Genomic DNA, 17,618 nt, shown 5'->3' on the forward strand with positions numbered 1-17,618 from the left:
GGCCCCCTGCAGGTTCCGCGGAATTGGCGCATCGTATCGGTTGGCCAACGCCGGCACCGATGCGCGGGAATCCGCCGGCGCACGCATGCCGGCACGGCGCGCCCGCGGGTGCGCCGCCCGTTCCTGGAGGACCCACGCATGTCGCTCAACCCCGATACGCCGTCTCGTCCCGTGAAATCGCCGGGCCCCGATCATCCGATCCTGATCGAACCGCACTCGTCGCGCGTGGTCGTGAAGGTCGCCGGCAAGGTCGTCGCCGATACGCGCCATGCACTGGTGCTGCGCGAGGCCAGCTATCCGGCGGTGCTGTACATTCCGCGCGAGGATGCCGACATGTCGCTGCTCGAACGCACCGATCACGCGACCTACTGCCCGTACAAGGGCGATTGCGCGTACTACTCGATTCCGGCCGGCGGCGAACGCGCGACCAATGCGGTGTGGACGTACGAGCATCCGAATCCGGCAGTCGAATCGATTCGCGGGCACCTCGCGTTCTATCCGGACCGCGTCGATTCGATCGAGGAAAGCCTGCTCGTCACCGCCTGAGCGCGCGGCGCCCTGCCGCGTCGCCGTTCACGTATCGTCCGGCGGCTGATTTGCATATGCGGATTCATTGGTTGGCCGCCGTCCCGCATGGTCGTATCGTCTCGAGTCCGGCGCGGGCCGGCCGCGTCCCGTGCCGATCGCGCCATGCCCGCGCGCCCCGTGAACCCGCCAGCAGGACGCCTCGATGAACGACACACCGCACGCAGACCTTGAAACGACCCCGGCGAACCTGCACCGCCGCCGATGGCTGCACGGCGCGGCCGTCGGGCTGGCCGGACTCGCGCTCGGGCCGCTCGCGGCCGCGCCCGCACGCGCCGACGCCGGCGGCACGCGATTGCGCATCGGCTTCCAGAAATACGGCAACTTCGTCGTGCTCAAGGCGCGCGGCACGCTCGAGAAGCGTCTCGCGAGCCAGGGCGTCACCGTGCAATGGCTCGAATTCCCGGCTGGCCCGCAACTGCTCGAAGGGCTGAACGCCGGCGCGATCGACGTCGGCACGGTGGGCGAAACCCCGCCGATCTTCGCGCAGGCCGGCGGCGTCGATTTCGTCTACATCGGCAACGAGCCGCCCGCGCCGCAGGGCGAGGCGATCGTCGTGCTGCCGGATTCGCCGATCCGCACCGTCGCGCAACTGCGCGGCAAGAAGGTCGCGTTCAACAAGGGCTCGAACGTCCACTATCTGCTCGTGAAGGCGCTCGAGCATGCGGGCCTCACGTATGCCGACATCCAGCCGATCTACCTGACGCCGGCCGACGCGCGCGCCGCGTTCGTGCAGCGCAGCGTCGATGCGTGGGTGATCTGGGATCCGTATCTGGCCGCCGCCGAACGGCAGCTCGGCGCCCGCGCGATCGCGAACGGCGACGGGCTCGTGCGCAACACGCAGTACTACCTCGCGGCGCGCAAGTACGCGGCCGCGCACCCGCAGGTGGTGCGCGCGCTGCTCGACGAAGTCGACGCGGTCGATCGCTGGGCGCGCGATCACGTGCCCGAAGTGGCCGCGCAACTGTCGCCGCTCGTCGGCCTCGACGCGCCGACGCTCGAAGTCGCGCTCAAGCGCGCCGGCTACGGCGTGCAGCCGATCACCGATGCGACGGTCGCGTACCAGCAGAGCATCGCCGACGCGTTCAGCACGCTGAAGCTGATCCCGGGCAAGCTGTCGGTGGCGAGCGCGCGTTGAAGCGTCACGGTGCAGGCGCGCGATTCGCGATGCGGCGCGTCACGGCGCAGGCGTCGCGCCGATGCGTCGCCATTCGTCGTAGTCGGTGACGAGGCCTGCGTCGTCGATCGCGATATCGGCCGCATACGTGCTGCTCTCGTAGCGATACACGTGCGGCGCGGTGCGCGTATAGCGCTGCTCGCCGCGCACGATGTCGACATCCGGAAACCTCAGCCACGCGGTGCGAATCGCGGCCGACTCGCCGACGGCAAGCGCCAGCCGCCGGATCGGCAGCGTATTGGTCGACGGACTGAAGCCGAGATCGATATCGGTTGCGCCCGCAAGCAACGGCGCAGCGACGCCGTCGATCGTCCACTGCCCGGCATCGCAGGCAATGTCCCATTGTCGTGGCGGCGCCGTACCGGCCCATCGCGTCACGCGCGCCGAGCGCGTGAGCCAGTCGGTCCCGCATGCGATCGCGTAATCGATGCGAAACGGCGCACCGTCGATCGCGCCCGCCACCGCCCCCGACAGCGCGATGCCCGTTTGCGACTCGTCGAGCCGGCACCATTCCGCCGCTTGCCACGTCTGCACGATCTGCCATGCGACGCAGTGCGTCCGTGGCGCTTCGCTACGTTGCGTCATGTCGGGTCTCCTGTCGGTCGCGCGCAAGGAAACCGATTTTCGCTCACGGCGCGGATGAACGCACGCGGCTTCGACGGCGCGGGTCGCCCTCCGGCCGATAGTCAGTATCGGCACGACGCACACGTCGCCCTTCCGCCGCTTTGGTACCATCCGTCGATCGGTAAAAATCGGACCGGAAGACAAAAGGCGCGACTTCATGGATTTGTTGGCGACGATGCGCATCTACGTCAGGGTCGTGGAGCGCGGCACGATGTCCGGCGCGGCGCGGGATCTCGACATGGGCCAACCGGCCGTCAGCGAGCGCATCGAGAAACTCGAAAAGCATCTCGGCACGCGGCTGCTGATGCGCAGTGCGCGCACCCTCGCGTGCACGGAGGAAGGCCGCATCTTCTACGAGCACAGCAAGGCGCTGCTCGAAGCGGCCGAACTGGCCGTTGCATCGGTCTCGAAGACGGAGAATGCGCTCGACGGCTCGATCCGGCTCGCGGCGCCGCAATGTTTCGGCGAGGTCGTGATGCCGGGCGTGCTGATGCAGATCCGCACCGCATTTCCGAAACTGCACATCGACCTGGTGCTGAACGACGATATCGTCGATCCGGTCACCGAGGGCGTCGACATTTCGATCCGGGTCGGCCAGCTCGGCGACGGCGGGTTCGTCGCCTACGCGCTCGGCGCGGTCGGCCGCGTGCTCGTCGCCGCGCCGTCGTATCTCGACCGGCACGGCCCGCTCGACACGAAGGCCGATCTCGCGAACCATCCGTTCATCCGCGTGAAAGGCGTATTCGCGAACGAACAGGTGCCGCTTCAGTGCGGCGGCAGCGCGGTCGAATACGCGCGCATCCGGACGGTCATGACCACCAGCCACTGGCGCCCGATGTTCGACACGATCGCGGCGGGCGGCGGCATCGGCGTGGTTCAGTACCCGGCGTGCGCCGATGCGCTCGCGCAGGGCCGGCTCGTCCGCCTGCTGCCGCACTACGACATCCCCGAATTCGCGCTCAACGTGCTGGTGCACGCGCAGCGGCCGCTGCCGCCGCGCGTGCGCGCCGTCGTCGATCTGCTGAAAAAGGCGCTTCCGCCGTTACTGATGAAGCACGACCGGTAGCCGTCACGCCTGCAGCGACTTCCCCGGCTCCTTCACGTGCGCATCGACTTCCATCTGGTAGAAGCGCGCGCTGACGAAGCCGAACAGCGTCCAGCCGAGGAACACGCACAGGCCGCCGAGCATCAGCGCCTGCTCGCCCGAGCTGAACAGCGCATAGAAACTGTACGCGGTCGCGATCATCGCGATCACGTTCGTCACCAGCGCCTTGCCCGGCGGCACCTTCGCGACCTTCTGGATCGTGATCAGCGCGGCCATCGACATCACGTACGGCACGAGGTTCGTGACGACCGCGAGATCGACGATCTTCTGGAACTGGCTGCTCAGCTCCGGGCTGATCGTCATCAGCGCCAGCGCGACCTGTGCGACCAGCAGGATCACCATGCCCACGATCGGCGTGCCGGTGCGCGTCGCGCGTGCGAACACCGGCAGGAAATAGCCGACGTCCGCCGAGCTCTTGAACACCTGCGCCACCGTGAACTGCCAGCCGAGCAGCGAGCCGATGCACGCAATCACCATCAGCGCGGTGACGATCGTGCCGACGGTCGGCGTGAACATCGTCGCGAACGCGATGCCGAACGGCGCATTCGACTTCGCGAGGATCGCGTTGGGCACGATGCCCGCGATCACGTTGGTCGACACGATGTAGAAGAGCGCCGACGCGATCGTGCCGCCGAGCACGGCGATCGGCACGTTGCGCTCCGGATTCTCCACGGCGTCCGAGTTCGCGCACGCGGATTCGAGCCCGAGGAACGCCCACAGCGTCACCGCGATCGAGCTGCCGACCGCCGGCCCGAACGGCATGCCGTGCGGATTCCACGCCGCGCCCCAGGTCGCGCCGCTGAACCAGAACCAGCCGATCAGCGACACGACGACGACCGGAATGATCACGCCCCACACCGTCACCGCGCCGATCCGGCCGGTGATGCGCGAGCCGCCGAAGTTCGCGACCGTCGTCAGCACGAGCAGGAAGATCGTCCACAGGCCGGTCTGCAGCGGCGACAACGTCGCGTCGAACAGCACGGTACCGTAGCCGACCGCCGTGACGCCGATCGCGACGTTGGCGATCACGAGCGACAGCCCGTACGTGTAGTTCGCCATGTAGTTGCCGGCCTTGCCGAACGCGTACTCCGCGTAGCCGCCCATTCCGCCCGGCTTGCGGCTCAGCATCCCGCAGCGCGCGAACGCATAGGCCAGCGCGAGCGAGCCGCCGGCCGTGACGATCCACGACAGCAGCGAGATCGTGCCGACCTGCGCGAGCTTCGACGGCAGCAGGATGATGCCGGAGCCCATCATGTTGACCGCCGTGAGGATGGTGAGCTGCCAGACGTTCATCCGGTTTTTCGGCGCGGCCGCCGGGGCCGCGTCGGACATGCGCGCTGCGTTTTCCATGGTGTCGATCCTTCGATGTGAGGCCGCGGCGCGGCCGGTCGCTCGTACGCCCGGTCGGGCTTCAGGCCGTCAGGCAATACACGCGGCACGTGCCGTCCTCGACCTCCACGCCGTGCGTGTCGTGCGCGAACCCCGGGAACCGCCGGTCGTACGCTTCGAGCGCCTTCAGGTAGCCGAGCACCGGGCCGCCGGCCGGCCCCGCGTTCTCGCCCGGCATCAGCAGCGGGATACCCGGCGGATACGGCACGACGCCGGTGGCCACCGTGCGCCCGGCCAGCTCGTCGAGCGTCACCTGCTCGATGCGGCCCTGCACGAGATGCTCGTACGCGCGCACCGGGCTCAGCTCCGGCTTCGGCAGGATCGAGAACGCCTCCGACATCAGGCGCGTCGTGCCGAGCTGCTCCATCGCCGCGAACATCGTGTCGGCCAGGTCCTTCAGCCCCATGCCCGCATAGCGCGAGCCATGCGCCTTCGCGAGCGACGGAATCGCCATGTCGAGCGGCAGGTTCGCGTCGTAGTCGCGCTTGAAATCGCACAGCGCGCTGACGAGCGAACCCCACTTGCCCTTCGTGATGCCGATCGAGAACAGGAACAGGATCGTGAAATCGGTCGTCTTCTCGACGACGATGCCGCGCGCATCGAGATACGCGGTGACGACGCTCGCCGGAATGCCGACCGGCATCAGCCCGCCGGCCGGCGCGACGCCCGGCGTGACGATCGACACCTTGATCGGATCGAGCATGCAGTAGCCGTCCTCGACGTTGCCGAAGCCGTGCCATTGCGCGCCCGGGCGCAGCACCCAGCACGCCGGGTCGCTCGCGAGCAACTCGGGCGGCGCATCGTGGAACGGCAGCGTGCGGCCCGTGCGCGCCTCCAGCACGGTGTCGGGCTGCCAGCACTCGAAGAACCAGTCGCCCTTCGCGCCGAATTCGCCGTTCATCCGCGCGATCATCTGCCGGAACGCGACCGCCTCCTCGATCGACTCGCGCGTCAGCGCGGCGCCGCCGGGGCCGTCCATCATCGCGGCCGCGACGTCGTTCGACGCGATGATCGCGTAGTTCGGCGACGTCGACGCATGCATCATGAACGTTTCGTTGAACTGACCGTGCGGGATCGGGCTGCGGCCGTCGCGCACGTGGATGTACGACGCCTGCGACAGCGCGGTCAGCAGCTTGTGCGTCGACTGCGTCGCGAACACCGTGGGCCGGTCCGCATGATGGTCGCGCGGGTCGCCGTGCATTGCATGACGGTCGCGGTAAATCGGATTGAAACGCGCGTAGCCGTACCACGCCTCGTCGAAGTGCAGCCGGTCGACGCTCGCGCCGAGCAGCTCCTCGACACGCGTCACGTTGTAGCAGAGGCCGTCGTACGTCGAGTTCGTGACGATCGCGTGCTTCGGCTGGCGATCCGCCAGCCCGGCCGCGAGCGGGTTCGACGCGATCGCCTCGCGGATGGCCGTCTGCGTGAGGCGCTCCGCGGCGATCGGCCCGATGATCCCGTAGCGGTTACGCGTCGGCACGAGGTACGTCGGAATCGCGCCCGACATCGTCATCGCATGCTCGGCCGACTTGTGGCAATTGCGATCGCACAGCGCGATCTGGTCGCGGCTCACGCTCGCCATCAGGATGATGCGGTTCGACGTCGACGAGCCGTTCGTCACGTGATACGTGCGATGCGCGCCGAACACGCGCGCCGCGTAGCGCTCGCTTTCGCCGATCGGGCCCGAGTGGTCGAGCAGCGAGCCGAGTTCGCCCACCGAGATCGACAGGTCCGAGCGGAACAGCGATTCGCCGAAGTATTCGAAGAACGCGCGGCCGACCGGCGATTTCAGGAAGCCGGTGCCGCCGGTGTGACCGGGCGTATGCCACGAGTATTCGTAGACGCGCGAGAACTTCGCGAGCGCGCCGAACATCGGCGGCAGGACGGTCGAGCGATAGCGTTCGATCGACGCGTGAATGCGCCCGCCGATGAAGTCGGCCGTGTCCTCGAGCAGCCACACGAAATCGTCGACCTTGCCCATCACCGCGGCCGGTACCGACGACGCGACGCTGCGGTCGGCCAGCAGGAAGATCGGCACGCTGCCGTTGCGATGCCGGATCGCGTCGACCACGGCCTCGGACGGCCCGTGGCCGTCCACGCCGAGATCCCAGTCGAGCAGCACGCACTGGATCGACGGATCGGAGCGGATCAGCACGATGGCATCGTCGGCGGACGTGGCCGTCAACACGTCGATACCGCGTTGCGCGAGCTCCGCGCTCAGCGTGCGGACCGCGCGCCCGGTTGCGGTTTCCTGCGCGATTTCGTCGTCGACCAGTAGCGCACGCATGCCCAGACGACGAATGCCGCCGACAGAAGTATTCATGATGTTGACCCTCGCTGTTGCGTTGCTTCGATTGGTATCGTTCGTCTCACGAGCACGCGGACAGCAGGCCACGGGCAGCGGCATGAGACGCTCGCAATTCCGGCTTGATTCGCCATCCAATTCGGAGCCGACTATGCCATAGATGCTTTTCTCTGAAAAGCTGACGATTCGGTAAAACCATCGGCGCCTTTCAAATCGGATTTCATCATTGGATCATTTTTATGTGCACCGCAGCATGCCAATTCCGGATTGTTTGATCATGCTCATGCCGCAATGACATTGCCGATTCGGTTCGATTGAATTCGCGGGATTTTGTTGCTACGATCGGCTGCGCCGGACCCGGCCCGATCGCGGCGGCGCCGCGCCGCGCAAGGCTTCTGGTGCAGTGCGCATTCGGCATTCAGCATTCGCGGGACCGTTTCGATCGGCTGCAGCGCGTGTCGGGCCTGGATTGCGCGCCGATATGAATGCGGCTCCCGTTTTCAGGTCATTTACCGGAGAGTTCGCGTGAGCCTGTTGAAAATCGCAGTCGAGCCGGCGCTGATCGGCGCCTTCCTCACCACGCACGAACAGGTCGACGTATTTCAGACCGATTTCACGAATATCGCGGCAATCGTCGTCGGAATCGATTCCGCGGAAAAGGTGCTGAAAACCGTCGAAAGAACCGGTTTCGCGATTCCGTTCTTCGTCGCGGTCGAGCCCGACCAGGAAGTGCCGCCGTCGGTCCTGCCGCGCGCGAGCGGCGTGATCCAGCTTCGGCACGGCGGCCGCCATTACTACGGCCGGCAGATTTCCGCCGCCGCCGACATCTACAGCGAGAACCTGCTGCCGCCTTTCTTCAAGGTCATGCGCGAATACGTGCAGCGTGGCTACGTCGAATTCGACTGCCCGGGCCACCAGGGCGGCCAGTTCTTTTCGAATCATCCGCTCGGCCGGATGTTCTTCGATTTCTTCGGCGAAACCCTCTTTCGCGCCGATCTCTGCAACGCGGACGTCCGGCTCGGCGACCTGCTGATCCACGAAGGGCCCGCGCTGGAGGCGCAGCGCAACGCCGCACGCATCTACAACGCGGACAAGACCTACTTCGTGCTGAACGGCACGTCGACGTCGAACAAGGTCGTCACGAGCGCGCTGCTCGCGCCCGACGATCTCGTGCTGTTCGACCGCAACAACCACAAGTCGGTGCACCTCGGCGCGCTCGTGCTGTCCGGCGCGCGGCCGGTCTATCTCGAGACCGCGCGCAACGCGTGGGGCCTCATCGGCGGCGTCGACAGCGCGGCGCTCGGCGAGGCGCGCATTCGCGACGCGATCCGCGACGTCGCGCCCGAGCGCGCCGACCTGCCGCGCCCGTTCCGGCTCGCGGTGATCCAGCTCGGCACCTACGACGGCACGATCTACAACGCGCGCGAAATCGTCGACCGGATCGGCCATCTGTGCGACTACATCCTGTTCGATTCGGCGTGGGTCGGCTACGAGCAGTTCATCCCGATGATGCAGGACTGCTCGCCGCTGATGCTGACGCTCGGCCCCGACGATCCCGGCATCTTCGTCACGCAGTCGGTGCACAAGCAGCAGGCCGGCTTCTCGCAGACGTCGCAGATCCACAAGAAGGACAGTCACATCGAAGGCCAGAAGCGCTTCTGCGATCATCGGCGCTTCAACAACGCGTACATGATCCACGCGTCGACGAGCCCGTTCTACCCGATGTTCGCGGCGCTCGACGTCAACGCGCAGATGCACGCGGGCCCGGCCGGCAAGCGCCTGTGGCGCGACTGCGTCGCACATGGCGTCGATGCACGCAAGCTGCTGCTGAAAACCTGCCGCCAGATCCGCCCGTTCGTCCCGCAGCAGATCGACGGCCGCCCGTGGGCCGATTACCCGACCGAGCAGATCGTCGACGACCTGCGCTTCTTCCGCTTCCATCCGGCCGACGCGTGGCACGGCTTCGAAGGCTATGCGGACGACCAGTATTTCGTCGATCCGTGCAAGCTGCTGCTGACCACGCCCGGCATCGATCGCGATACGCACGAATACGCGCCGTTCGGCGCACCGGCGCCGATTCTCGCGCGCTATCTGCGCGAGCACGGCGTCGTGCCCGAGAAAGCCGACCTGTACACGATCCTGTTCCTGCTCACGCCGTCGGAGAGTTTCGGCAAGCTGCAGCATCTGGTCGCGCACCTCGCGCAATTCGAGCGTCATCTCGACCAGGACACGCCGCTGCGCGAAGCGATTCCATCGCTGTGCGAAGCATATCCGGAGCTGTACGGCACCATGCGCCTGCGGCAGCTGTGCCAGCGCATGCACGATTTCTACCGCAGCCACGACATGAAGCATCTGCAGAAGCAGATGTTCCGGCGCGCGCAGTTCCCGAAGCAGGCGATGCTGCCGCAGGCCGCGAATGCCGAGCTGATCCGCAACAACGTCGAACTCGTCACGCTCGACCGCATCGCAGGCCGGATCGCGACCGAAGGCGCACTGCCCTATCCGCCCGGTATCTTCTGCGTGGTGCCGGGTGAAGTGTGGGGCGGCCCGGCGCTCGACTACTTCCGCGCGCTCGAAGCCGGGATCAACGCGCTGCCGGGCTTCGAGCCGGAAATCCAGGGCGTGTACCTGCAGACGAAGCCGGACGGCACCAGGCAGGCCTCGGCGTACGTGGTCGCGGCCGGCGCGGACGCGTCGCGCCTGTAAGGACGGAGGGCTGCGGACGCGCGGCCGGTGCGCCGGCATGCGCATGCCGCAGCACGGCCCGCACGGCAGGCCGCGTGTGCCCCGTGACGGCCGACGCCGTGCCTGCGCCGCCCGTCACCACGCCTGCCGGTAGATCTCCAGCGCGTCGGCCTCAGTCACCTCGCGCGGATTGTTCACGAGCAGGCGCGTCTGCAGCATCGCGTCCGACGCCATCCTCGGCAGATCGGCCTCGCCGATGCCGACCTCGCGCAGCGTGCGTGGAATGCCCGTCGCGACGATCAGCCGGTCGATCTCGGCGATCAGCGCATGCGTTTTCGCTTCGTCGCTGCCCGTGGCCGACGGCGCGACGATGGCCGCCAGTTCCGCATACAGCGGCGCGGCGGCCGGTGCGTTGAAGCGCAGCACGTGCGGCAGCACGAGCGCATTCGACAGCCCATGCGGCACGTGGAAGATGCCGCCGACCGGATAGGCCAGCGCGTGCACGGCCGCGACCGGCGCATTCGCGAACGCCTGCCCCGCGAACATCGCGCCGACCAGCATCGCTTCGCGCGCGCGCCGGTTCTGCCCGTCGTCGCATGCGGCAAGCAGGTTGCGCGACAGCAGCGTCAGCGCGTGCATGGCCAGCATGTCGGATACCGGATTCTTCAGCCGCGCGGACGTGTACGCCTCGATCGCATGCACCATCGCGTCGATGCCGGTGGCGGCCGTCGCCGCGCGCGGCAGGCCGAGCGTGAGTTCCGCGTCGAGGATCGCGACGTCCGCGAACAGATGCGGCGACACGACGCCCATCTTGCGCGCCTCGCCGACCGTCACGATCGACACGGCCGTGACCTCGGAGCCGGTGCCGGCCGTGGTCGGCATCTGCACGAGCGGCAGCCGCGCGCACGAGACCTTGTCGACGCCGTACATGTCGGCCAGCGCCTGCTGCCCCGGCGCGAGCACCGCGATCAGCTTCGCGACGTCCATCGACGAGCCGCCGCCCAGGCCGAGCACGATTTCGGCATCGGCCGCGACGGCCCGCTCGGTCGCCTCGAGCACCACGTGCTCGGGCGGATCGGCGATCACGTCGTCGATCACGGCGACCTGCCAGCCGTGCGCGGCGAGGCTTTCCAGCGCGGGCGCGAGCACGCCGCTGCGATGCAGGAACGCGTCGGTGACCACGCACAACCGCGCGAGCGCCGGAAAGCGTTCGCGCAACAGCGCGCCGAGCCGGCGCGCGGCGCCGAATTCGACGATCTGCGTCGGAACGGTACGGAATTGGAACGGGTTCATCGGGTGCCTCCCGGTGGCGTCGCCGTGCCGGCGTCCGGCTGCACCATGTAGCGGATCACGTCGCGACGGTCGAGCAACGGAATGATCGCGCCGACGCCGATCCGCTGGAAATGCGGCGTTTCCCGATGCGCATCGAGGCCGTCCGCATCGCGGTAGCGCTCGAGGATCACGATGTGGTCGGGGTTCTCCGGCGACCGGAAGTACGCGTAGTCGAGGTTCTTCGGCTCGGCCCGCGTGGCCGGCGCGAGTTCCGCGAGCAGTTCGACCACACGGTCGCCGTTGCCGGATTTCGCGAAGTAATGCGCGATCACCTGCAGATAGGGTTCGTTCATGCTGCGCTCCAGGTTCGACACCAGGCCGTCACGACGGGAGCGCACATCATCCGCCATGAACCGGACGGATTCAAACGCGATGAGGCGGCACCGTATCGCTGACGCGTCGTCGCATTGTATTGAATCGGCCCGGCCTTCGCAGCGCCGCGGCCGCGCCGCGAACATCGGGCCCGATCCCGCACGGCACGCTCACGGCAAGCCGGAACCCGGCCGGCCGCCGCGAGCTTGCGCGACCTTGCTTACCAGGGCACCGTCCGCCCCAGATAGTCGAGGTACTCGAGCCCGGGCCGCGCCCGCTTCGCCAGCAGCACGTCAACGAGGCTCGGCACGCTCTCGTCGATGGTCAGGCGCGCGTCGGGGCCGCCGAGTTCGGTACGGACCCAGCCGGGCGCCATCAGCGCGAGCGCGCGGCGCGTATCGGCCTGACGCACCGCGAAGCTGCGCATGAACTGGTTCAGCGCCGCCTTGCTGCCGCGGTACACCTCGCGCATGCCGGTCACGTTGTTCGCGACGCTGCCCTGTCCCGACGACATCGCGCCGATCAGCCCGTCGTCGGTCACCAGATCCTGCAGCGTCTCGATCACGCGCATCGGCGCCAGCGCATTCGTGATCATCACGCGCACGAATTCGTCGGTCGTCACTTCGCCGATCGTTTCATTCGGATCGTTGGTCGTGCCGGCATTCACGAACAGCATGTCGAAGCGCCGGCCCGACAGGCGCTCGCGCAGCGCGGCGAGTTGCGCGGGCTCGCAGATGTCGAGCGTGCCGATCTCGACCCGGCCGTCGAACCGGTCGGCCAGGTCGTGCAGCTTCGTGCGCCCCGATCCTTCGCGCACCGTGCCCGTCACGTGCCAGCCCTTGTTCAGGAATGCCTCCGCCATCGCCAGCCCGAGGCCGCGCGATGCCGCGACGAGCAGGATCGCGGGGGCGTTTCGTCGATTCGATTCGGTCGATTGCATGGTGTTTCGCCTTTGCCGTGTTTCGTGACGCACCCACTATAGGCGCACACCACGACAGGCGCCAGACGCATCGAACGCAATCCATCGTTGCATCGAACGCCATGCCAAACCCCGCAGTGGCGTATCCTGTCCGCATGGAAGACATCGACCTGAACCTCGTCACCGCGCTCGACGCGCTGCTGTCGGAGAGCAGCGTGACCGGCGCCGCGCGGCGGCTGGGCCTGAGCACGTCCGCGATGAGCCGCACGCTCATGCGGCTGCGCGTCGCCACCGGCGATCAACTGCTGGTGCGCGCGGGGCGCAAGCTCGTGCCGACGCCGCACGCCGCCGCGTTGCGCGAGCGCGTGCATGCCGTCGCAAGCGACGCGCGCGCGGTGCTCCGGCCGGCGACCGCCGACGTCGACTTCGCCACGCTCACGGCCACGTTCACGATCCGGGCAGCCGCGTCGTTCATGGAAATGCTGTCCGGCCCGGTGGTGGCCGCACTCGGCGAGGTCGCACCGCACGTGCGTATTCGCTTCGTCCCGAAACTCGACCGCGATCCGCAAGCGTTGCGCGACGGCACCGTCGACCTCGAAATCGGCAAGCGCGGCGACGACGCACCCGAACTGCACACGCGCATGCTCTTTCACGACTGGCACGTCGCGGTGGCGCGCGCCGGCCATCCGCTGTTCGCGTCGGCCCGGATCACGCCCGCGCGCTATGCAGCCTGCCGTCACGTGATGGCGGCCCAGCTCGGCGATTTCGGCGGGCCGGCCGATGATTCGACCGTCGACGCAGGCGACGGTCCCGCCGTGCACGTCGTCGTGCCAGGCTACCCCGACGCAATGCGTGTCGCGGCCAGCACCGACCTGATCGCGCTGGTGCCGCGCTCGAGCCTCGGCAACGCGTGCTCGCCGGGGCTCATCGAAGCCCTCGGGCTGCGCAGTTTCGAGATCCCGGTCCGGCTGCCGGCAATCCTCGTGTCCGCGCTGTGGCATCCGCGCATGCACGGCGACCCCGTGCATCGCCGCCTGCGCGATACGGTCATTGCCGTCTGCCAGCGCGCGTATCCGGATTCCCGTCCGCCACGTACAACGGCGCGCGGCAACGAAGCACGCGCCGCTGGCTGACGTTCCGCGGCTCGGGCCAGCCGGCCGCCGCCGTCGAGGGCAGGATTCGCCATTCGCGAAGCGGTTGCTCGACAGGACTGCGATCGCCCGGCAGCGATGCGCCGATCGCCGGGTGCCGAACCGGCCCTTTTCCACGTTCCGCCGAATCCCGACTATTGCGGCACGGCCGGGCGGCGCCGGCGGGCCCTTCGGCTAAAATGCCGCACTTTCCACCTTGTCCGGCCCGCTCGCCATGCAACCCGCCTCCTCCGCCCCATCCGCCTCCCACGGCGCCGACGCCGCAGAAGCGGCCCGCGACCTCGTCTACGGCCCGAACGACCGGCCGGCGCCGATGGTCGCCTTCGTCGCCGCGCTGCAGCACCTGCTGGCGATCATCGTGCCGATCGTCACGCCGGGCCTGCTGATCTGCCAGGCGCTCGGCGTGTCCAGCCGCGATACGACCCTGATCGTGTCGATGTCGCTGGTGATTTCCGGCATTGCCACCTTCGTCCAGTGCAAGCGCTTCGGCCCGCTCGGCGCCGGCCTGCTGATCGTCCAGGGCACCAGCTTCAACTTCGTCGGCCCGCTGATCGCCGGCGGCAGCCTGATGGTCAAGCAGGGCACGCCGGTCGAGACCGTGATGGCCGCGATCTTCGGCGTCGTGATCGCCGGGTCGTTCGTCGAGATGGGCGTGTCGCGCATCCTGCCGTTCGTGAAGCGCCTGATCACCCCGCTCGTCACCGGCATCGTCGTGCTGCTGATCGGCCTCACGCTGATCAAGGTCGGCCTCATCAGCATGGGCGGCGGCTACGGCGCGATGGCCAAGGGCACGTTCGCGAGCGCGGAGAACCTCACGCTGTCGGGCCTCGTGCTCGGCACGATCATCCTGCTGAACCGCGTGCCGATCGTGTGGGTGCGCAGCACCGCGCTCGTCATCGCGCTCGCGATCGGCTATTTCGCGGCCGCGTTCCTCGGCCGCCTCGACTTCACCGGCATGCACCAGGCCGCGCTGTTCCAGGTGCCGACGCCGCTGCACTTCGGCATCGGCTTCTCGTGGGCGCTGTTCGTCCCGATGCTGATCATCTACCTCGTCACGTCGCTCGAAGCGATCGGCGACGTGACGGCCACCAGCAAGATCTCGAACGAGCCGGTCGAAGGGCCGGTGTGGATGCTGCGCATCAAGGGCGGCGTGCTCGTCAACGGTGCGAACTCGCTGCTGGCCGGCGTATTCAATACGTTCCCGAGCTCGGTATTCGCGCAGAACAACGGCGTGATTCAGATCACCGGCGTCGCGAGCCGTCACGTCGGTATCTGGATCGCGGGCATGCTGGTGGTGCTCGGCCTGTTCCCGGTCGTCGCCGGCGTGCTGCAGGCCGTGCCCGAGCCCGTGCTCGGCGGTGCGGCGATGGTGATGTTCGGTGCGGTGGCCGCGTCCGGCATCAACATCCTCGCGGGCGTCCACCTCGATCGCCGCGCGCTGCTGATCATCGCGGTGTCGCTCGCGCTGGGCCTCGGCGTGTCGCAGGTGCCGGACATCCTGAACAGCCTGCCGCATGCACTGAAGAACGTGCTGGAATCGGGCGTGGCGACGGGCGGCATCTGCGCGCTCGTGATGAACTGGTTCCTGCCTGAAAAGAAGTAAAGGCAATCGCGGTGCGAACCGCATGACGACGTGCCGGGCGTGATGGGGCGTGATGGGCCGCGCCGGTCGTCGCGCCAGAGCCGAACGGCATCGGGGGCCGACGTACGGCCCTGCCGCCGGCCTTGCGCTTTCGGCGTGTCACGCGATGGCCGACCACGCGTCGGCGACCGGCAATCGTCAAACCCGGTCAGGCTGCCTTGGCCGATCGAGTCGCGCTGGTTAGAATCACGACATGCCCCAGATCCTCGCGCCCGACACCGCCCCCGAAACGACTGCCGCCCCGATCAAGGAACGCGCGACCGTCGTCTGCTATCGCGACGAGCGCGTGTTGCTCGTCACGCGTGCGGCGTCGCGCTGGGCGCTGCCGGGCGGCACGATCAAGCGCGGGGAGACGCCGCTCGAAGCCGCGCATCGTGAGTTATGCGAAGAAACCGGCATGACCGGCCAGGATCTGATGTACTCGATGCAGTTCACCGGGCTCGCGAAGATCCATCACGTGTTCTTCGCGGAAGTCGGGCCGAACCAGACGCCGCAAGCGAACAACGAGATCGAGAAATGCAAGTGGTTTCCGATCGACGGTATCGAGCGTCTGCGCGCGAGTATTCCGACGAAGCGCATCGTCGAACTCGTCTACAACCACGAAATCCGCAAGACGTAGCGCGCTCCGAGCCGTCGGCCGGCTCGAGTCGATTGTCGTGATCGGAGGTGAGCGAACGTTCAGTACGAGCGCTTTCTTCGCAGTTCGTGCGTGGAATAGACGACGAGGAAAATGCCCAGCATCGTGACGCCGGATGCCAGGAAGTCGTTTGCGCTTCCCGCACCGTGCAGCGCCGCCGGGAAAATACCGAGACTCAATCCCGTGCCAGCAAGAAGCAATCCTGCTGCCACGCCCCAGATCGGTCCGGCGGTCTTGTCGGTCTTGTCGGTCTTATTTTTCATACGGCAACCCATCTATACAGTCATGGCCTGATCGGTATCGGCAAAAACTCGCCGCGTCTACCTTCAGTCATTCCACTATAGCCGGGAAATAAATCTCGTACTTCTAGTGCTTTTCCCCATCAAGTTTGCGCGGTCGCGACCGTTGCGCGGCGTCGTGCCCGATGCAAGCGTGTGCAGACTGTCGTGGGACAACGGAATGGCAGACGGCGGCAGACTACAACTTGCGCCCGGAAGGCCGTGCCAGGTTTTCCGGGAAGAGTCGCACCAGCCGCCCCGCGACAAGATCGTCGTGTGCCATGACGCCACACACGAGCGCGACGCCATGCTGTCGGACGATCGATTTCACTCGAAAAGCCCGAGAAGCAACCTGTCATACGCTTCCACCTGTTTCGGATTGGTGGACAAAAACCGCCCGATCCGCTCTCGTTGCCGAATTCGATAACCCTGCCAATCCTCATCGTGAAATTCGACGGCTCGCTCGAGTTGACGGCACCCTTCATCCACGTCGTTTTTATCGTAAAAGTAGCCCAGTTCTCGGCATAGGTCGGCGTTGTGAACCATCGCGTAACCGTTCCAGCAAACATCGAAATAGAAATAATTCAACGCGAGGCCGGATTGATGAGAAATGACGATGTCGGTGTATTCCGAAAGAAATTGAGGCGTATTGTAATAACCGACAAAGCTTATCTTCGAATCCCGCACAAGATCCAGATGACTTGCGATACCGATGAATTCGGGGCTGCCTTTCGCGAGGTGCTCCGTGTTCGTCGCGTGCACGTAGGATATTTTCTCGCCTAGCTTCCGATAACCCAATTCCGCAATCAAGATCGGATAGAGGCAGAACTTGGTGACGTCGATGTTCGGCTCCATCACGGACAACCGCTTCGGTTGTCCGGTCGGGCGATATTCCCCGCGATGCGGGAGTGCGGCCGATCGTTCTTCCACGCAGATCGGGTCCCAGACAAACGGCACCTCGCGAACAGGCTGGCGTCGCAATACGCTAAAGAAGCCGGCGCTGGTATCGACGACTTGCGGGATGATCCACACTTGGTCGTAACGCTGGTTGATGAATACCGTTTCGGCGTGCCGTCTGCCAAAAATCATCGCCTGCATCATGTGCACGTATTCCGGACCACAACAATAGCTTACGACTTTTGCGCCACGTGCCTGCAGATACGAGGTTTGCTGTTGATCGATTTGCCCCCCGAGCTCGATCAGGACATCCAGCGAATCTTTCGCGTCGTCGAAGGAACACACCGGAAACCGCTTGATATCCCAGGGAAGAGCGGACGTGATCTCGACGCTCGTTGTGTTGACGAGCTTGACTTGATGACCGAGCGGCGAGTGTTGAAAGAGCTTCATCAGATACAAGGCGTTCTGCTTGATGCCGTTGACCCAAAGACTCTCGGTCGCGTGGTGAAGGCCAATTGTGATGCCGATGCTAAGCGATCGTGCGGAACTCATTGGGCATCCGGTGTGCTCGTCAAATAGA

15 protein-coding genes are annotated in these 17,618 nt (G+C 66.6%); 7 read left to right on the forward strand and 8 right to left on the reverse strand.

Annotation, left to right across the window (positions count from 1 at the left end):
- The first annotated feature begins 138 nt into the window (after positions 1-138).
- Positions 139-546, forward strand: coding sequence for a DUF427 domain-containing protein (locus WS95_RS05690; RefSeq protein WP_034205125.1), 408 nt, complete (start codon positions 139-141; stop codon positions 544-546).
- A gap of 184 nt (positions 547-730) precedes the next feature.
- Positions 731-1,723 carry a sulfonate ABC transporter substrate-binding protein gene (locus tag WS95_RS05695; protein WP_059822721.1) on the forward strand — a complete coding sequence of 331 codons (993 nt, stop codon included), beginning with the start codon at positions 731-733 and terminating at the stop codon, positions 1,721-1,723.
- A gap of 39 nt (positions 1,724-1,762) precedes the next feature.
- Here WS95_RS05695 and WS95_RS05700 read toward each other — a convergent pair whose 3' ends face one another.
- Complete coding sequence (locus tag WS95_RS05700; RefSeq protein WP_059822724.1) at positions 1,763-2,347, reverse strand: putative glycolipid-binding domain-containing protein; 585 nt, start codon at positions 2,345-2,347, stop codon at positions 1,763-1,765.
- A 196-nt stretch (positions 2,348-2,543) separates the two neighbouring features.
- Between WS95_RS05700 and WS95_RS05705 the strand changes: the two genes are divergently transcribed.
- On the forward strand, positions 2,544-3,452 hold the full coding sequence (locus tag WS95_RS05705; RefSeq protein WP_059822725.1) for a LysR family transcriptional regulator: 909 nt from the start codon (positions 2,544-2,546) through the stop codon (positions 3,450-3,452).
- Positions 3,453-3,455: 3 nt separating this feature from the next.
- Here the strand turns inward: WS95_RS05705 and potE are convergent, their stop codons facing one another.
- Complete coding sequence (gene potE / locus WS95_RS05710) at positions 3,456-4,841, reverse strand: putrescine-ornithine antiporter (RefSeq protein WP_034205129.1); 1,386 nt, start codon at positions 4,839-4,841, stop codon at positions 3,456-3,458.
- A gap of 61 nt (positions 4,842-4,902) precedes the next feature.
- Positions 4,903-7,203: an Orn/Lys/Arg decarboxylase N-terminal domain-containing protein gene (locus WS95_RS05715; RefSeq protein WP_059822727.1), complete on the reverse strand. Its 2,301-nt coding sequence runs from the start codon at positions 7,201-7,203 to the stop codon at positions 4,903-4,905.
- A gap of 507 nt (positions 7,204-7,710) precedes the next feature.
- Here WS95_RS05715 and WS95_RS05720 point away from each other — a divergent pair.
- Entirely contained in the window at positions 7,711-9,891 is a 2,181-nt protein-coding gene (locus WS95_RS05720) for an ornithine decarboxylase (protein ID WP_059783935.1), read from the forward strand.
- Between the two features lie 114 nt (positions 9,892-10,005).
- Here the strand turns inward: WS95_RS05720 and WS95_RS05725 are convergent, their stop codons facing one another.
- The 3 genes from WS95_RS05725 to WS95_RS05735 form a co-directional block, all read right to left on the reverse strand.
- Positions 10,006-11,163, reverse strand: a complete 1,158-nt coding sequence (locus tag WS95_RS05725) for an iron-containing alcohol dehydrogenase (RefSeq protein WP_059822728.1) — start codon at positions 11,161-11,163, stop codon at positions 10,006-10,008.
- Positions 11,160-11,495: a putative quinol monooxygenase gene (locus tag WS95_RS05730; RefSeq protein WP_059822824.1), complete on the reverse strand. Its 336-nt coding sequence runs from the start codon at positions 11,493-11,495 to the stop codon at positions 11,160-11,162. Before WS95_RS05730 ends, WS95_RS05725 begins: the two co-directional genes overlap by 4 nt.
- A 239-nt stretch (positions 11,496-11,734) precedes the next feature.
- Positions 11,735-12,454, reverse strand: coding sequence for an SDR family oxidoreductase (locus tag WS95_RS05735; RefSeq protein WP_034205134.1), 720 nt, complete (start codon positions 12,452-12,454; stop codon positions 11,735-11,737).
- Between the two features lie 134 nt (positions 12,455-12,588).
- On the opposite strand from WS95_RS05735, the gene WS95_RS05740 reads away from it, so the two are divergent.
- The 3 genes from WS95_RS05740 (at position 12,589) to WS95_RS05750 (ending at position 15,845) form a co-directional block, all read left to right on the forward strand.
- Positions 12,589-13,566 carry a LysR family transcriptional regulator gene (locus WS95_RS05740; protein ID WP_059822730.1) on the forward strand — a complete coding sequence of 326 codons (978 nt, stop codon included), beginning with the start codon at positions 12,589-12,591 and terminating at the stop codon, positions 13,564-13,566.
- A gap of 232 nt (positions 13,567-13,798) precedes the next feature.
- Positions 13,799-15,187, forward strand: coding sequence for a nucleobase:cation symporter-2 family protein (locus WS95_RS05745; RefSeq protein ID WP_059822732.1), 1,389 nt, complete (start codon positions 13,799-13,801; stop codon positions 15,185-15,187).
- Between the two features lie 232 nt (positions 15,188-15,419).
- Positions 15,420-15,845 (forward strand): NUDIX hydrolase, encoded by a 426-nt coding sequence (locus tag WS95_RS05750; RefSeq protein WP_059822734.1) that lies wholly within the window; start codon positions 15,420-15,422, stop codon positions 15,843-15,845.
- Between the two features lie 59 nt (positions 15,846-15,904).
- On the opposite strand, the gene WS95_RS05755 is transcribed toward WS95_RS05750, so the two are convergent.
- Both WS95_RS05755 and WS95_RS05760 read right to left on the reverse strand, forming a co-directional pair.
- On the reverse strand, positions 15,905-16,126 hold the full coding sequence (locus WS95_RS05755) for a hypothetical protein (protein WP_059822825.1): 222 nt from the start codon (positions 16,124-16,126) through the stop codon (positions 15,905-15,907).
- A gap of 342 nt (positions 16,127-16,468) precedes the next feature.
- A complete protein-coding gene (locus WS95_RS05760) occupies positions 16,469-17,590 on the reverse strand; it encodes a DUF2827 domain-containing protein (protein ID WP_059822736.1) in 1,122 nt (373 codons plus the stop codon).
- Between the last annotated feature and the right edge of the window lie 28 nt (positions 17,591-17,618).

The organism is Burkholderia sp. MSMB1826, from assembly GCF_001526325.1.
In the GTDB taxonomy this organism is placed as follows: Bacteria; Pseudomonadota; Gammaproteobacteria; order Burkholderiales; family Burkholderiaceae; genus Burkholderia.

What these genes read in the sequence shown, in the direction of transcription:
- WS95_RS05690 (WP_034205125.1), top strand. Translation starts at nt 139, where the DNA reads ATGTCGCTCAACCCCGATACGCCGTCTCGTCCCGTGAAATCGCCGGGC.
- WS95_RS05750 (WP_059822734.1), top strand. Translation starts at nt 15,420, where the DNA reads ATGCCCCAGATCCTCGCGCCCGACACCGCCCCCGAAACGACTGCCGCC.
- potE (WP_034205129.1), bottom strand. Translation starts at nt 4,841, where the DNA reads ATGGAAAACGCAGCGCGCATGTCCGACGCGGCCCCGGCGGCCGCGCCG.
- WS95_RS05725 (WP_059822728.1), bottom strand. Translation starts at nt 11,163, where the DNA reads ATGAACCCGTTCCAATTCCGTACCGTTCCGACGCAGATCGTCGAATTC.
- WS95_RS05700 (WP_059822724.1), bottom strand. Translation starts at nt 2,347, where the DNA reads ATGACGCAACGTAGCGAAGCGCCACGGACGCACTGCGTCGCATGGCAG.
- WS95_RS05695 (WP_059822721.1), top strand. Translation starts at nt 731, where the DNA reads ATGAACGACACACCGCACGCAGACCTTGAAACGACCCCGGCGAACCTG.
- WS95_RS05715 (WP_059822727.1), bottom strand. Translation starts at nt 7,203, where the DNA reads ATGAATACTTCTGTCGGCGGCATTCGTCGTCTGGGCATGCGTGCGCTA.
- WS95_RS05730 (WP_059822824.1), bottom strand. Translation starts at nt 11,495, where the DNA reads ATGAACGAACCCTATCTGCAGGTGATCGCGCATTACTTCGCGAAATCC.
- WS95_RS05755 (WP_059822825.1), bottom strand. Translation starts at nt 16,126, where the DNA reads ATGAAAAATAAGACCGACAAGACCGACAAGACCGCCGGACCGATCTGG.
- WS95_RS05735 (WP_034205134.1), bottom strand. Translation starts at nt 12,454, where the DNA reads ATGCAATCGACCGAATCGAATCGACGAAACGCCCCCGCGATCCTGCTC.
- WS95_RS05760 (WP_059822736.1), bottom strand. Translation starts at nt 17,590, where the DNA reads ATGAGTTCCGCACGATCGCTTAGCATCGGCATCACAATTGGCCTTCAC.
- WS95_RS05705 (WP_059822725.1), top strand. Translation starts at nt 2,544, where the DNA reads ATGGATTTGTTGGCGACGATGCGCATCTACGTCAGGGTCGTGGAGCGC.
- WS95_RS05745 (WP_059822732.1), top strand. Translation starts at nt 13,799, where the DNA reads ATGCAACCCGCCTCCTCCGCCCCATCCGCCTCCCACGGCGCCGACGCC.
- WS95_RS05740 (WP_059822730.1), top strand. Translation starts at nt 12,589, where the DNA reads ATGGAAGACATCGACCTGAACCTCGTCACCGCGCTCGACGCGCTGCTG.